At 53.8% G+C, this 17054-nt stretch carries 11 protein-coding genes; all 11 read left to right on the forward strand.

The features are described from left to right. Positions 1-353: 353 nt before the first annotated feature. Entirely contained in the window at positions 354-2237 is a 1884-nt protein-coding gene (locus VAE55_RS16910; RefSeq protein WP_322816894.1) for a polysaccharide deacetylase family protein, read from the forward strand. Next, complete coding sequence (locus tag VAE55_RS16915) at positions 2210-4111, forward strand: ABC transporter permease (RefSeq protein WP_322816895.1); 1902 nt, start codon at positions 2210-2212, stop codon at positions 4109-4111. The genes VAE55_RS16910 and VAE55_RS16915 overlap by 28 nt, the downstream gene beginning before the upstream one ends. After that, positions 4108-5340, forward strand: coding sequence for an ABC transporter ATP-binding protein (locus VAE55_RS16920; protein WP_322816896.1), 1233 nt, complete (start codon positions 4108-4110; stop codon positions 5338-5340). The genes VAE55_RS16915 and VAE55_RS16920 overlap by 4 nt, the downstream gene beginning before the upstream one ends. Next, positions 5337-7121 (forward strand): glycosyltransferase, encoded by a 1785-nt coding sequence (locus VAE55_RS16925; protein ID WP_322816897.1) that lies wholly within the window; start codon positions 5337-5339, stop codon positions 7119-7121. The genes VAE55_RS16920 and VAE55_RS16925 overlap by 4 nt, the downstream gene beginning before the upstream one ends. Beyond that, positions 7118-10150: a glycosyltransferase gene (locus VAE55_RS16930; protein WP_322816898.1), complete on the forward strand. Its 3033-nt coding sequence runs from the start codon at positions 7118-7120 to the stop codon at positions 10148-10150. Before VAE55_RS16925 ends, VAE55_RS16930 begins: the two co-directional genes overlap by 4 nt. 12 nt (positions 10151-10162) lie before the next feature. Continuing rightward, a complete protein-coding gene (locus tag VAE55_RS16935) occupies positions 10163-10693 on the forward strand; it encodes a hypothetical protein (protein ID WP_322816899.1) in 531 nt (176 codons plus the stop codon). A 4-nt stretch (positions 10694-10697) separates the two neighbouring features. Next, positions 10698-11783, forward strand: coding sequence for a glycosyltransferase (locus VAE55_RS16940; protein WP_322816900.1), 1086 nt, complete (start codon positions 10698-10700; stop codon positions 11781-11783). 550 nt (positions 11784-12333) lie between these two features. Further along, positions 12334-14376 (forward strand): FG-GAP-like repeat-containing protein, encoded by a 2043-nt coding sequence (locus VAE55_RS16945; protein WP_322816901.1) that lies wholly within the window; start codon positions 12334-12336, stop codon positions 14374-14376. A gap of 131 nt (positions 14377-14507) precedes the next feature. Continuing rightward, on the forward strand, positions 14508-15536 hold the full coding sequence (locus VAE55_RS16950) for a GDP-mannose 4,6-dehydratase (RefSeq protein ID WP_322816902.1): 1029 nt from the start codon (positions 14508-14510) through the stop codon (positions 15534-15536). Between the two features lie 36 nt (positions 15537-15572). After that, positions 15573-15956 (forward strand): hypothetical protein, encoded by a 384-nt coding sequence (locus VAE55_RS16955; RefSeq protein WP_322816903.1) that lies wholly within the window; start codon positions 15573-15575, stop codon positions 15954-15956. Next, positions 15953-17047, forward strand: coding sequence for a glycosyltransferase (locus VAE55_RS16960; RefSeq protein ID WP_322816904.1), 1095 nt, complete (start codon positions 15953-15955; stop codon positions 17045-17047). The genes VAE55_RS16955 and VAE55_RS16960 overlap by 4 nt, the downstream gene beginning before the upstream one ends. Positions 17048-17054: the final 7 nt, after the last annotated feature.

The raw sequence follows: 17054 nt of genomic DNA on the forward strand, positions 1-17054 counted from the left end.
GTGAGCAGGCCACGAAAGACTACCGGCGATGATGAACAGCACGACCCTGCGCACCACATCGTGCAGCGTACCTGACCGGTATGAATCCTTTGGGTAGCAGCCCGTTCCGTAAACGCACTACGTCACGCCCATCTGGTATACCCATCCGCCGTGTCGCTGTGGTGATAGAAGGTGACACCTTGGGTGCTATCCGCGTGCATCCGCCTCGACCGCGTCCATCCGTGTTCCACCCCTCCCCCGTCGCGCTCAACGCCCCGCACCGCTGTAGTGACGTAAGGTGGCAACTCAGGTTATGGTACAATGCAGCCGCAGCCTGGTCTGCACGACATTTGGTGTACTATGACAAGCAACCCATGATTTCACGTCAGTTTGCATTAAGCGCTATTATCGTATCGTTCATTATTGGCGCTGTCGGGGTCTTCCTCTTCATCAGTCAGCGACTTGAACGTTGCGCTGCACCCCCCTTTGTCGATCCCAACCTGTTGCCCAATGCCAGGTTTGCCACACCCGGTGATGTTGCCGGCCTGCCTGAAGGGTGGGGCCGCGGCGCCGGTGGGGTTGAAGTGCGTGGCCCGGCAGTGGATGGTCAGGGCTTCGATCTTGATGGTGATGGGTGGGCGTTGCAATTGATCGGAATCGCCAATTATGCGCTAACGCCCCCGATTGGGGTGCAACCTGGCACGGCCTATTGTTTCACGGTTGCAACCCTGACCGACTCATTGCTGCGTTCGCCAACCCGTGCTCGCCTCGTTTTCGAATGGTATGACGATCAAGGTGTACTGCGTGAACGTTCCGTCACCCCCTGGCAACCGGTTGTCTTATGGACGCCGGAGCGACCTCCAGCGGCCTGGACAACGATTGCTGGCTATGCTCGCGCTCCGCAGACGGCACGCATACTGCGGGTACGTATTGAACCATCTTCCGACGACCGTATCTATCTCGATATGCCGCGCCTGCAACGCGGCGGGCATACGCTGCCGCCGGCGCAGAACGCAGATGTCTCCTTACCGTTGACCATTGCTCCATGGCCTGGAGGATACCGCGCTGCAGTCGCGTTTACCTTTGATTGGGAAACCGCGATGGGAGGATTGATCCACTCACGCTCGGTTGATGATCCGCTGGCTGACGAAGACCCCATTCAACGCGGGATGCGTATGCGGACTGGTGTTGAGACGAGCATGAGCATTTTTGCACGTTACAATGTGCGGGCGACCTATTTCGCGACCGGTTATAACTTCTTAATGGGGAATCGCGAGCAGCGACGCTTCATGAACGATCCGGTCTTCACCTGGGCTTCGGCAGCCAATGGCTGGCGGAGTGATCGTTGGACGAACCGACCCTGGTTTGCCGATGACCCGTATGGCACAGTTGCCACCGATCCGGCCTGGTACTTTGGCGATCAGATTGAGCCGTTGCGCGCCGCCGGTCACGAAATCCAGAGCCATACCTTTAGCCATTTGTACGGCGGGTATGCCGATGCGGCTACCTGGCGAGCTGATATTGAAGCATGGAATAGCGTTGCTGCCGAGCGTGGAATTGGTACTGCCCGTGCGCTGGCGTTCCCGTGGAGCAGTAGTGCCGGTATGAGCGACGCGAACTGGGATGTTCTCGAACAGGGCGGCATTCGTGCAGTCACACGGCTGAGTGATTACGGCCCCTACAACCTGTTTCCGCTTGATGAACGTGGTCTGGTGCGCGACCCGCACTGTCGCTGGCTCCCCGGTCGTGAAGGACGAATTATCTCCTGCCCGGATTTTTATCTGACCCCAGCCCGGGCAAAGCTGGCTGTCGCGCAGATTGAACAGGCGGTAGCCGCCGGTGGCATGATCGACATCTGGTCACATACCGAAGAGGTAACGAGTGCCGCACAGCAGGCGGCCTGGGAAGATGTGGTATCTTATACTGTCGGGCGTGGCGATGTCTGGGTCGCGCCGTTTAGCGAGATTGCCGGCTGGCAAATTGCTCGCATGACACTCAATATAACAACGCTGACCGAACCAACCGCGAGTACTGATCGGGGGCGAAGCACGGCACATCGCTATCAGGTGCAGAATACATCACCCTATCATCTTGCGGGAATGATGATCGATCTGCCGCCTGATACGGCTGATGTCGCGATCAACAATGACATCGTGCCACGGGAACAGTGGCAACATAGTGGATGGATCCGGATCGATCTGGCTGCCGGTCAGACAGTAGAGGTGACATTGTGGCCAACACGATCAAGCAGCCGCTAAACCGGGCGACAGGCTGGCGTGCCATCGGCGATCTGCTAACGAGGCAACGCGGAGCGCTACGGTTGTACCAGTGGTTGTGGCTGGTATTGTGCGTTGCTGGCGCACTGAGTATTGCCCTTCCGCCAATCCTGACGCGACCGATCATTTATTATGCCAATGCGGTAGTTCGCTTCGACATGGCGCGCTATGGCCCGATCTATCAGCCGGTTGGGCCAAACCTGACCGGGATGGATATTGCGATTGCCGATGCCACGGAAGCGTTACGCCTCTCGACATTAGCGCGGGCCGATGTGCGCTTCGGCCTACCCAATTTTCGCGTTGAATATCTCTTACAGCAACCGGGTGAAGTTCTGGTGCGCGGGGTTGCCGATAACGCCACCGAGGCGAAGCTCCTGGCCGATGCCGGTGCTGCTGAACTGGTACGCCAGATCCGAGCGGCCGGTGGGCGCGAAATTTTACGCAACATGCTCGGCTGGCAGCTCTGGCAGGCACTCAACGGTACGACGCTGCCCGCTGATGACCGTTTTGCGCTGCTACTGCGCGATATTCTGCGTCTTGAGGCATTGCCTCTCTCACGCCCAATTGAACCGTTTAGCACACCACGAACCCTGAGTGATCTCTCCGGTGAAGAGATCAGTGATGTTGTGCGGGCGCTTGAGTCACGTTACGACTTATGGCGATTTGCGATCAACACTCGCAACGCGACCCTCGATGCACTCTGTGGCAGCGCTGGTCTAACCGATACTGCCACTCGTGAAGCAACCTTGCGCGACTGTGCCGTAACGAATCCGGCCGCTGCCGCTGAGCTGGCGGCGCGTGATCGTACTATCGCTCAGTTGCGTAGCATTGAAGCAGCGATTACCTACATGATTCGAGAAGCAGGTGCCCGCTTCAACGCCGACCAGGAGAGCGCAGCATTCCGCATTCCGGCGGTACTGCCTGCTGCGCCAGAACCACGTTATGAAATACCGCTGACTGCGCTGGCAATCCTGTTTGGCACGGCCCTTGGTCTGGGGGGGATTGCGCTCGACCGCAGTGCCGGCGTACTCACGAAATTGCAGGAATTGTGGCAATACCGCGAGCTGATCCGTAACTTGATCCTGCGTGATCTACGTGCCCGCTATAAAGGCAGTGCTCTCGGCTACCTCTGGACACAGATCGCACCGCTGGGGATGATGCTGGTCTACGTCATCGTCTTCAGTTTTCTGCTCCCCAACGGATTGGCAATGTTTCCGGTTTTCATCATTGTCGGATTGTTGCCCTGGAACTACACGGCAGAAGCGGTATTGAGCGGTACCCGCAGTATCATCGACAATGCTGCGCTGGTGAAAAAGGTCTACTTCCCGCGAGAGGTATTGCCCCTGGTAGCGGTTGGATCGAGTCTGCTCAATTTCATCCTCTCGCTGCCGATGATGACACTGGTGATCATTGTTGTACAACTCGCTACCCTGGGCCGCCTCAACCTGAGCTGGAGCATCGTCTACCTGCCGGTTATTATGGCACTTCAGACCATCTTTCTGGCCGGCCTAGCCCTCCTTCTCGGTGCGGGTGCTGTCTTCTTCCGCGATGTTGTCCATCTGATCGGTATTGTGATCAATATCTGGTTCTTCCTTACCCCCATCATTTATCCACTAAGCACGATCAGTGAAGGGTTGGCTGCCCGCCTGATCCGCTGGTTTAACCCACTCGCCTCGATCATTGAGTTCTACCGTGAGATTATCTATGGCAATCCGGTGCCGGTTGGTCTGATCCCAACACCGGGTGTCCCCGCGCTCAGTGCAATGTTGCGGGTCGGTCTGACCGGGCTGATCATCCTCGCGTTTGGCTACTGGGTGTTCCAACGCACCAGCCGCCATTTTGGTGAAGAATTATGAGTGTCGTGATTGAGTTTGATAGGGTCTCACGGCAGTTTGTCCGTCGCCAGAACGCCTCGACCATTCAAGAGCGTTTTATGGGCCTGATCCGGGGTCTACCTCCGGCAGAAGCTTTCTGGGCCGTGCGTGATGTTAGCTTCGCCGTTGAAAAGGGCCAGAGCATTGGTTTCGTCGGGCACAATGGTGCCGGCAAGAGTACCATTCTCAAATTGATGACCCGTGTGCTTGAACCGACCAGTGGTCGAGTTACGACCAAGGGCCGCATCGCAGCCCTGCTCGAACTGGGCAGTGGCTTTCATCCCGAACTCAGTGGTCGCGAGAACGTCTTTCTCTACGGATCACTGATGGGCTTTGGCCGCAAAGAGATGCAACGCAAACTGCCGGAAATTATCGAATTCTCCGAAATTGGGCCGTTTCTCGATACTGAGGTCAAACACTATTCGTCGGGTATGTATACCCGACTGGCATTTGCCGTCGCAACCGCCGTTGATCCTGACATTCTGATAACTGATGAAGTGCTGGCCGTTGGTGACGAGACCTTTCAGCGCAAATGTATTGATCGTATCTATGGTTTCCGGCGGGCCGGGAAGACTATTGTCTTCGTCTCACACGCACTTGATGTTGTGCGCTCACTTTGTGATGTCGCTGTCTGGCTCGACCATGGTGACATGAAGGCGTATGGTGAAGCCGGTAAGGTGGTTGACGCTTACCTGGCTGATGTGAACGAGCGCGAACGGGCTGAGTTTGAGGAGCGTTTGCACAATAAAGATGACGATCAGATACGCAAATCGCGCATGCGCCGTGGCAGCCGCGAAGTTGAGATCACGTGCGTGCAGCTCCTCGATGCGCAGGGGCGTGAGCGCATTACCTTCCGTACCCACGAACCGCTCACCATTCGCATTCACTATCTCGCCCATCAACAGATCGAGCGCCCGGTCTTCGGTGTGGGGATTAACCACGAAAGTGGGCCGTGGTTGACCGGGCCAAATACCGGTTTTGATAAATACCATATCCCGTTCATTGAAGGAGCTGGTATCATCGATTATCACATTCCGCGCCTACCCTTCCTGAGTGGACGCTACCTGGTCAGTGCCTCGGCCACCGATTCCACGCAGTTGTACGAATTTGATGTTCACGACCGCATGTATCCTCTGGTCATCCATAGTGATGGTCTGAGCCAACGGTACGGCATGGTGTTCTGCGAAGGGAACTGGAGCTGGCACGGATGAGTGATCTGCTGATCATCAGCCATGATGTCGTTGGTCAACGGATGGCCGGACCCGGCATTCGGATGTGGGAACTGGCACGAACGCTGGCCAAACAGATTCCGGTGACGCTAATTGCACCTCGTCCTATTGACTTTCCATCAGCGTCGGGGATCACGTATGGGCAATATACCTGGGGCGAAAAAACTACACTCGCACCGTATTTAGATGAAGCAACTACAGTATTGGCAAATAGTTTCGTTGCCTCTGTTCATCCCGAACTACTTACGTTTCGTGGCCGATTAATTGTGGATCTTTACGACCCAACCGTCTTTGAAAACCTCGAACTGTTTCGCCAGCGACCGCTCGCCGAACGGAAAGCACAGACACAGCGTGACATAACGTTATTGCGAGAGCTGCTCCTGCGTGGCGACCATTTTCTTTGTGCTACCGAACGGCAGCGCGATCTGTACATCGGAGGATTACTGGCGCTTGGGCGATTGTCACCTGCGCTGGTTGATAGCGATCCGCTGCTACGTGACCTGATCGACGTTGTGCCATTTGGGGTGAGTGATGATCCGCCGCAGGCAAGTGGCCAACCGGCACTACGTGGTGTCCTTGATGACCTGAACGCCGATCACCAGATCATTCTCTGGAGCAGTGGCCTCTGGGATTGGCTCGATCCGCTGACATTGGTACGGGCAATGCCGGACGTGCTAACTGCCGTACCACAAGCTCGCCTGGTCTTCCTGGCCGGACGACATCCAGGCTATGTTCCCGAAATGGCAGCATACCGGCAAACCCGAAACCTGGCTGCTGAACTGGGATTACTCGGTAATGGAATTCATTTCTATGACGAATGGATACCCTACGCCCAGCGTGCTGATTTCCTGCTTGAAGCGACGGTTATGGTGTCATTGCATCGAGCACATTTGGAAACACGCTATGCTGCGGTGCGTTCACGTGTGCTCGACCATTTCTGGGTGGGACGCCCCAGTATTGTCAGCGTTGGCGATGCTGCTGCCGAACTAATCCAGGAGCATCAGGCTGGAGAGGTTGTTCCGATTGGCAACAGTCAGGCGGTAGCTGCCGCGCTTATTCATTTACTAACCGATCAGCAGCACTGGTCGCATCAGAGCGCTCAGGCTACAGCCCTTGGCCGGCGTTTGCGTTGGTCGCAGGTGGTAGCGCCATTACGGCGTATGGTATCATCTCCTGTAAGGACGACCGATCACAGCACAACTGAGAAACGGCAATCAACCATGGATAATCTGCAAACCATTCTGCAAGAGCGCAATGCATTGATCCGCGAACTGGAAAAATACTGGCAAGTCGCTCCAGACTCTCCGCAACCAGGCTCAATTACTGGCCGCGTAAAGCAATGGTTGCAACGACGAGTAACCGGTTCACTACACGCTGACCTGTGTCGAGTTGCGGATCAGCAACGGGTGTTTAATGCAACATTGATCAATCTGGTATACCGTTTATCCAGTGCTTTCGATGAACAGGCGCGACGAACGGAAGAGCAACTCCATACGCTCCGCTATGAGACAACTCTCCATCAGCAGCATGTAGTAAATCACCTGGCTTCGCTCACCCAACAACTTGCCGAGATGAAGCCGTTGCTGGAAGTAGTTAGACAGGAGCAGATTACACTTAATACTGAATTACAAAAAGCTCGCGACACATTACCACCACTCCATCAACACATTATTGATCTCGAAACACGTATCCTTGATTTCGATGAAGTGCTCTCACAAGTGGCACAGCGATTAAGCGATCTATCTCTCTCTTTATCAAAATGAAAGCAAGCGTTGTTATTCCATTGTTGCAGGGTGGGTTATACATTCGCGACTGCCTGCAATCATTGCAACAACAGTCAGAACAACCGGCCATTATTGTCGTGAATAATGGTAGTAGTGATGATGGGCCAGACATTGTTCGTCGCGAGTTTCCTGATGTAACGGTCCTGGATTTTGCCCGACCACTCGGTTTTGCCGGTGCAGTCAATGCAGGTATACGAGCAGCTTTAACCACAGCCGAACCTCCCGATGTAGTGATTGCACTAAACCAGGACGCAGTGGTTGATCCTGGTTGGCTGGCTGCACTGATGCCAGCATTTGCCGACCCGGCGGTTGGTCTTGCAGGTTGTCTAGCCCGTTTTCCTGATGGTCAGATTCAGCACGCCGGCGGTACCCTGATCGAGCCACTCTGGTATGGGCGGAATCGCCACTCTCTCGACGATCCTACACCGATACACTACCTGGCTGCGCTGGCCCTGGGTATGCGCGTGACAATGCTCGATCAGATTGGATTATTTGATGAAGGATTCTTTCCGGCTTATTACGAAGATGTTGACCTCTCGTTGCGTGCTCTGGCGCATGGCTGGCGTATCGAACTGGTACCCGCAGCAACACTCATTCATCACGAGGGCGCATTGCAGCAGGCATCACCTAGACACACCTATATGATCGAGCGACACCGCTGGCGTCTGCTTTTGAAACATCGTTCCCTTGTTGAACTACACGAGATTGTCTTTCCGGCCGAATATGCCTTATTACAAGAGCGTGCTGACACGGGGATCAGCGACAGTTTGCGCGCCGCCTATTTGCAAGCGATTTTCGCCTTGCCCGAGATTGGTCGGCAGCGTGGCTGGACAACCGAGGAGATCGGTGTAATCCGTGGTCGATTAGTGGAATTGCGTTCTGAAGCGATTGCTCGCGAACGTACCAGCCGAATTATCGGTTTACAACAGGCATTGCATTCGCATGTGTTGCCGTATACATCGGTACCTGCTGTTACCGATGAACGTGTGATGGCAGAAATTGTTGGATTATCACCTGCTACATTGCCGGATGGTGCAGAAGCGCCTTCCCGTGGTGAGCATCCGGCGACAATAGCAACGGACAACAAACAAGGTACAGATGACACAGTGGTATCTGCCGTCACCGATCCCTCCCAGCAATCCACCAATCCGCGGCGACCTCCCTTCCAGCCCGGTACACGTCCGCCGGTTGCTATTGTGATACTCACATGGAATGGGTTGGCACTCACTCAACGGTGTCTTACCAGCCTGCGTACACACACCCGTGATGTAGCGTATCGTTTCATTGTTGTTGACAACGGGAGTACCGACGGTACCGTGGAGTGGCTTCAGACTCAACCTGATGTCACACTAATCGCCAATAGCGAAAATCGAGGTTTCGCGGCTGGTGTTAATCAAGGTATTGCCGCAGCTTCTCCAGATCACGATGTGCTACTCCTCAACAACGACACCGAAATTATTGAAGAGTCTTGGCTGGCCCACCTGCGTGATGTGGCAAACAGTCACCCCGACTATGGGATTGTCGGTTGTTTGCTCCTCTTCCCAAATGGCCTCTTACAACACGCCGGCACGTATATGCCTCAACATAATTTCTGGGGCTACCAGATTGGGGGTGGTGAACCGTTTATCGGACAGTATCCCGGTATCCGCGAGGTTGAAGGGGTCACCGGTGCGTGCATGTACATTCGGCGTGATGTAATTGCCACCATTGGCGGTCTGGACGAAACCTACTTCTCGTATTACGAAGACACTGACTATTGCTTGCGCGCAATGCAGGCCGGATTCAAAGTTGTTTGCACCGGTGGCGCCAGAGTTGTCCATCACGAAAATTCGAGTACAAAACTTAACAACGCCGACTGGTGGCGTATGTTCAGTCATGGACAACGGGTTTTCCTATCAAAATGGCGTGATTACTACCGGCGTCGGTATCGTTATGGTCTGGTCTGGCATTCGCTCATCGCCCATGCCACTGGGTATGCAACCTCGTCGCGTGAATTTGTCCGTGAGCTGGATCGGCGTGGTGTCGATATTCGGCTGGCCTGCATCTTCGGCACCGATTACACGGAACCGCCGACCCGCGATCCGCGGCTTGATCAACTGCGGCAGCGTCCCAAAGATACGTCATTGCCCCAGGTTGTCTACAGTCAGGGTGATGCCTTTGTCAAAAACAGTGGTCGGTACCGGATTGGGTTTACCATGCTGGAGTCTGATGCCCTGCCTGCCGATTGGGTGCATCAGGCAAATCAGATGGACGAGGTGTGGGTGCCGAGCCACTTTACCCGTGATGTCTTTGCGCAATCCGGTATACGAAGGCCAATTCATGTTATTCCGTTGGGATTTAATCCCAACTATTTTCACCCTGGTATCCAGAGTCACAAACCAACGGACTCGTTGGTGTTTCTCTCTATCTTTGAATGGATTGAGCGTAAGGCACCCGAAATCTTACTGCACGCATATGTCAGTGAATTCAAGCGTAGCGATGACGTGATACTGGTACTGAAAATTTTCAACCATGATCCACGGTTCAATGTTCAGCAGCGTATCCACGAGATCGTCAACCGTCCCGATGCACCCAGAGTCGTGGTTATCCTGAACCAGGAAATTGCCGAGCATCAGATGGGAAGTTTCTACCGGAGTGCCGACTGTTTTGTCCTGCCTACCCGTGGCGAAGGATGGGGTATGCCGATACTTGAGGCAATGGCCTGTGGCTTACCGGTCATTGCAACCGACTGGGGTGCTCAGCGTGACTTTTTCAACGACCGGTTAGGATACCCGCTGCGGGTGCGTCAGTTAATACCGGCAGTCGCTCGTTCACCATATTATGCCGGTTCACGCTGGGCTGATCCTGATGTTGATCATTTACGTTATCTTATGCGGTATGTTTACGAGCATCCGGCAGAAGCACGTGAAAAAGGAGCACGGGCTGCTGTTGAAGTACAGCAATGCTGGACGTGGGAAAAAGCTGTTGATCGCATTGTCGAGCGCTTAGAAGCCATTACACATTCGTGAAGTGAGGCAATAATGAGCATCTACTGGATTCGCTTTCAGGGTGACAGTGCGGCAGAAGCAATGAAGGCTGTTGCCGACGCATTGTACCAGGGTGAGCATGGTGTTGCGCCCGATGCTGGGTACGGTGAGAAAACGATGTCAGAACCTGAAGTAACGACATCTGGTGAAGGCTATCTCCAATCTAACCTGCAAACACTGTACACATCTTGGTCTATTGATCCGTTGCGTGCCGAGCCTCCTGCCGACCAACGCCTCATCAGCCGACTGCGTGTGCACGTTCAACATCTGATACGTCGTGCAACCCGCTGGTATTTCTTTGCTCCCTGGTTGCAAGCCAACGAATTTCATGGCGCAGTGGTACGGATTATTGAGGTTCTCTTAGCCCGCCAGCAACAGTTTCAACAACAGATCAACGATTATCACTACCGCCTGCATGCGGCAGAACAGCAGATTCATCTGCTGCGTAATGAACTGGCAATAACTCGTCAACACCTTATGGAGTTGAAGCAATATCATGCTCTGCACCAGGCGAAATCAGAGTAGTCTTATGAAAGAGCATTCGGCGTTACAAGTCATCTGGCAGTCACGGTGGGGGTTGCCGATAGGGTATTCGGTGAGTTCGGAAGAGCTGGTTCTCCATCTCGATCAGGTAGGAGTGGAGTTATTCCACCGGCCTACGCCCTGGCATATGCCTACTAATCTTTCGCATCCACGCCTGCGTGAGATTGCGGCACGCTCGTTGCCCGCAGGCATTCCGCAAGTGAGCTATGACCAGGCAGATCTCTTTTATACCGAGCACCAGGGTTACCGTATCGGTTATACCATGCTCGAAGTAAATGGATTGCCTGCCGATTGGGTGGCAGCCTGCAATCAGATGGATGAAGTCTGGACCCCAAGTCAGTGGGGGGTCGAGACTTTCGCGGCGGCTGGTGTGATTCGGCCACTGTATGCAATGCCGCTTGGCTATGATCCAACACAGTTTTATCCCAGGGTACCGGTACACCGTCTAGATGGTCGATTCACATTTCTCTCGATCTTCGAATGGGGTGAACGAAAAGCACCCGACATTTTACTTCGTGCATATGTGAGTGCGTTTCAAAATCACGATGATGTCATTCTTATTTTACGGGTCAACAATTTCGATGCGTCTATCAGCGTTTCTCAGCAAATTGCCAGCCTGAACTTGCCAGCCGATGGGCCACCGATAGCAATTCTCTACAACCAGTATTTGAGTCGTGCCCAACTGGCTTCGCTCTACCGTAGTGCAGATTGCTTTGTGCTGACCAGTCGTGGCGAAGGATGGGGGCTGCCCATTCTTGAGGCAATGGCCTGCGGCGTCCCGGTCATTGCAACTAATTGGAGCGCTCAAACCGAGTTTTTGCACGAGGGTGTTGGCTATCCACTACGGGTACGTTCTCTCGTTCCGGCTGAGGCGAAGTGTCCTTATTATCTGGGCTGGTCGTGGGCCGAGCCTGATCTTGACCACCTCGTCTACCTGATGCGGTATGTCTATGAGCATCCGACCGCGGCGCGTGCTATCGGTCAGGCAGCGGCAGCCGAAGTTGTCCAACGCTGGACATGGCAGCATGCAGCGGAACGAATTCGGCAGCGATTGACAGTAATTGCAGGGTAAGTGTCGCCTGCGCTCACAGGTCATAAGACGAGCAAGATATGGATAAATTAGGTGACGTATAATCCCATAATTTTGTGAGCGTTAGGATGGTCTTGTAGTCTACCGCTGTTCTCCGCAGTTCTAATGCTTGACTGCGTTCGTTTATTCCCCTCATAAGACTTTAACGATAGATCCGTTTGGAACGTGTAGGTAAATTGCGCACGTTGCATGATATCTGATCTGATATGATAGACATACGTGTAGGTAATTTCCCTATTGGCATTGTATCAATATATCGTAGTAAGTAAGGATGCTTCGTTGTCTCATATGCTGTACCGTGTATTCCACGCATAGTATTCGCTTAAAAAGTTCATCTCTTTTCCTGTATTGGTAAAATAACGGTAATGCTGAGTCACTATAATACCCTTGAGTATGGTGAAGAGGGACTTATGTCCTGTGGCAATATCGTCTCTTTTGTAGTAAGATAGGAACAGAATATGGGTGATGATTATGTATATGCAGGGCCATGGATTAGAACATCTAAATTTTGTTAAGGAAGGGGTATATTGTTATGATACGTCGTCTTTGTCTCTTCTGTTTCATCATTGCCCTCCTCATCATCCCATCACTCGTGTTGGCCTACTATCAGAACCCGGTCAAGTCCCAACCCGGTTTTTCACGCACCCAAAAGCTGCAAACGGACGACACTCTCGCCGGGAAGCAACTGGATGGTGCCCGAATTATTCGTAGTTCACCGGTAGTGGGTGATCTGGATGGTAATCCCGGTAACGGTTTGGAGATCGTGATTGGGGATCGTAACGGGAAGTTGTTCGCTTTGAAAAACAATGGCCAGGTGATGTGGACAAAGCAGGTGGCAAGTTGTAGTGTGACCGGTGATGATAGTTTGCTCAACGGTGCACCCTCACTCTTCGATCTGAGACCCGATCTGCCCGGTCTGGAAGTGATTGTAGGCTACGGCAAAATTCATGCCGACTCGAATTGTCCCGGGGGTATCAGTGCCTATTCAGCTGCAGGCCAGCTATTGTGGAATTACTCGATTCCGATTGGTCAGATTAGCCATCAATCGGGTGTTTTCAGCACACCATCGGTGACAGATGTGAATGGTGCAGGCGACATTATTATCGTTGCCGGGTCAGCCGATCTCTACCTTCACGTGCTAAATAAGGATGGTACGTTGCGCTGGAAATACTATGCAATGGACTCAATCTGGTCATCACCGGCATTTGCCGATGTTAATGGTGATGGGCGCAAAGATATTATCGTTGGCACTGACTTTACGCCGGGGAAGGTATGTAACCCCAACAATATCACACCTTTTCCAGAGACGAATTCGTACTATGAAAGTGCGAAAGGCTTCCTCTACGCCTTTCCCGCCGATCCGACCTTTGTGGCCGATCCGATCTATTGTGCAAGGGACGGCGGTAACGTGATCGGCTTTGGCAAAGGTTTTCTGTGGGCTGTGCGCCTTGACCAGTCTATCTACTCGTCACCGGCAGTAGCCGATCTCGACAATGATGGTCAGCTTGAGGTGATTGTCGGTAGTAGCTGTTTTTACGGAGGTAATCCAAAACCAGGCCAATGGGTCAAGATTTTCAATGCAGCGAACGGCACTGAAAAGATGACACTTAATGCGCCAGAATGTGTTGCTTCATCGCCGGCCATTGGTGATATTACCGGTGACGGTAAACCGGAGATTGTAGCTGCTGTTGCCTCTGGTGGTTCGATTAATCCAGAGGTATCAACGCCCTCTTCTGGTGGCAGGCTGGTAGCGTGGAGATTTGACAATCCAAACCCGATCTGGAATATTGTCGTGCGTGGTTCCACCCAGGAACAGGCCGATATGTCGGAGGCTTTCAACAACCCACTGATCGCCGATATTGATGGCAACGGTTCACACGAGGTCATTGTTGTTGTCCAAAATTCGGTAATGATCTACGACGGTGCCGGAAATGAGCTTACCCCAAGTTGCCCGACCGGCGGCCCTGAGGCTCAAGCTTGTATGCATCGGAAGTCGATGTTTATGTGGATGCCAATCCGCAATACACCGGCAATTGCCGATATTGACAATGATGGGAAGCTGGAGATAGTTGTGGGTGGTTCACATACCGGTGCTCAAAATAGTGCATTCGTTTACGTCTGGCGCGATCTCGAAGAGGCAATTACCAGCGCGAGTGGCCCCTACCAACCCTACAGCGCACCATGGCCGCAGTTTCAGCGTGATCCCGCCCATAACGGTCTGTTCCTCGTGCGCAGGATACGTCCTGCTGTGACCAGTATGGCGGTATTGATGGAGACAGATCAGGTGCAACAATTCACGATTAGCCTTTATTCAAACGATGGTTCACCAATTAATGTTACCATTGGGGAGGCCGACGCGAGTGATGTTATTCAGCTTAGCCCGACCAGCGTATCACTTAACTCGACTACCGGCAGTTCATTCAATGTTACGATTAATACTAGTAGTAAAGCTCCCGGTACCTACAATGCAAAAATACTGCTCAGTGGCAATAATGTACCCAACGTCGAGATTCCAATTATGGTACGAGTAGCAACTAACGTCTACACAACGTATACCCCTCTCGTCCTGCGTTAATAATCTTGGCAAAACTGCCCTCTAAGGATGAATCGGTCGGCTGATTTGCCGACCGATTCGTTGTATCGTTATAATGATGAAGCCTAGATTGAGAGTACAAAGACGCAGGCTGTACGAGACGTATAAATACTATGGAAACATCGTCCCATCTCATCACCGGCGGTGCCGGGTTTATAGGTTGTAATCTGGCTGATTATTTGCTAGCTCGTGGCGAACATGTCACGATTGTTGATAATCTGAGCCGTCCGCGGACTCCACTTAATCTGGCGTGGTTGCAAGAACGGTACGGCAGCTGGCTTCGCTTTGTGCAGGCCGATATTCGTGATGCTGCGGCGATGCAGGCTGTCATCCCCGGTCATCGGGTCGTCTACCATCTCGCCGGTCAGGTGGCGGTGACGACATCGGTGCAGGATCCGCGCAGTGATTTTGAGATTAATGCGCTCGGTACGCTGAATATTCTCGAAGCAGCCCGTCTGGCAAGCGAGCCACCGATTGTCTTCTTTGCCTCTACCAACAAGGTTTACGGTGGGATGGAGACTGTTGCCGTGGTCGAAGATGAGACTCGCTATCGGTACCGGGATTTACCGTATGGGGTACCTGAACATCAGTTACTCGATTTTCATTCACCGTATGGGTGCAGCAAAGGTGCTGCCGATCAATATGTGCGTGATTATGCCCGTATCTACGGTTTGCAAACGGTGGTCTTCCGCCAGTCGTGCATCTATGGCCCGCGCCAGTTTGGGGTTGAGGATCAGGGGTGGGCTGCGCACTTCGCGATTGCCGCACTGTTGAACCGTCCTATCACCATCTACGGTGATGGGAAGCAGGTGCGCGATATGCTCTACGTTGATGATCTGATCGCAGCCTATATGGCGGCATTGGCCCGGATCGATCAGGTGAGCGGACGGATATATAATATTGGTGGTGGTCCGCAGAATGCACTTTCCATCTGGGCTGAATTTGGCCCGCTTCTGAGCCGTCTGATCGGACGGGAGATTCCGGTGCGTTACAGCGACTGGCGGCCCGGCGATCAACCGGTCTACATCAGTGATATTTCGCTGGCGCAGCGCGAGCTGGCCTGGCAACCACAGGTGTCGGTGTACGAAGGGGTGGAACGGATGGTGGGCTGGATTCGCGATCATCTCGATCTGTTCCGTTAGCGATGTCTGATCTATGTAAGCGAAGCGTGAGTGGTTATGAGTATATCAGGGCCGGTCATAGTTCATCCACAAGACGATGAGCCGTTTGATGTGGCGATTGCCCGCGCATTGCAGCAGTCTGCCCACAACCAGCATCAGATCACACTCCTCAATGAATTGTTGAGTCGCGATGCGTACTTGGCTGAACAACTCGGGATATTGCAGGCGACGTGGGCACTCAACCCACCACCTGCAACTTCGCTGCTGGCACGTTTGCGGCGCTGGCTGGCCTGGCGGTTGTGTGGCCCTGAATTCACCCATATCAATACTACACACGCTACGCTCACCCGTATCATCGAGAGCCTGATTGCTCACCTCGATGCGGAACGGGATGCCCGTCAGAAGCTGGCCGACCGCCTCGCTGCCCTCGAACGACTATGACGCAGCTCGTCTGGCATTCGACGTTTGCTTCACCGACCGGTTACAGTAGCTCGTCGCGGGCTATTGTGGCCGGTCTTGCCGCAACTGGTCTGGCCGTCCGGCCGCTCTATCTCTTCGATGCCGACGATGCCGAGCGCATCTATGGGACTGTGCCACCTGCTATTCACGCTCTGCAACAGTTGCCAATTCGCCTCGATGTGCCCCAGGTTGTCTACGGTCGGGGTGAGCTGTTCTGCAAGAATAGTGGTTCCTATCGGATCGGCTTTACCATGCTGGAAATCGACCGCCTGCCCACCCATTGGGTTGCCCAGGCTAATCTGATGGATGAAGTCTGGACGCCAACGGCATGGGGGTGTGCGGTCTTTGCCGCCAGTGGTGTCAAGCGTCCCCTTCACGCAATCCCACTTGGGGTTGATGTGAGTGTCTTTACACCTGGTACGCCACGACGCGAGCTTACTGACCGCACAGTGTTTCTGTCGGTGTTTGAATGGAGCCAGCGTAAGGGCTGGGATATCTTGCTCTCCGCCTATCGGACGGCCTTCAAGCCGACCGATCCGGTGGTGCTGGTGTTGAAGATTGATCACCGCGCTGCCGGTAATCCGCTCCGCGAGCTGGCAGGCATCCCCGGCGATCAGGCGCCGCCGGTGGCGGTGATCTACAATCAGACGTTCAATCCAGCGCGGATGGCCGAACTCTACCGGAGCGCCGATTGTTTCGTCTTACCCAGTCGGGGTGAGGGTTGGGGGATGCCGGTGCTGGAAGCAATGGCATGCGGTCTACCGGTCATTGCCACTGCCTGGAGTGGACCTACCGCATTTCTCGATGATACCTGTGGCTACCCGCTGCCGATTCGCGGTCTGGTGCCGACCGGAATCCCCACCGGCCCATACGCAGATGCCTGTTGGGCAGAGCCTGATTTCGATGCGCTGGTGGAGTTGCTCAGGCATGTGCATCGACAACGCGACGAGGCCCGGCAACGTGGGGCACAAGCCGCATTGCGCGCCCGGATCTGGTCGTGGCAAAACAGCACGCAGACGATCCTGAACCGTCTGCGTGCTATCGGTGTCGAAGTGGTTGATGAAAAGCGTTAAGGCTGTA

Source organism: Chloroflexus sp. (genome assembly GCF_034432675.1).
Lineage (GTDB): Bacteria > Chloroflexota > Chloroflexia > Chloroflexales > Chloroflexaceae > Chloroflexus.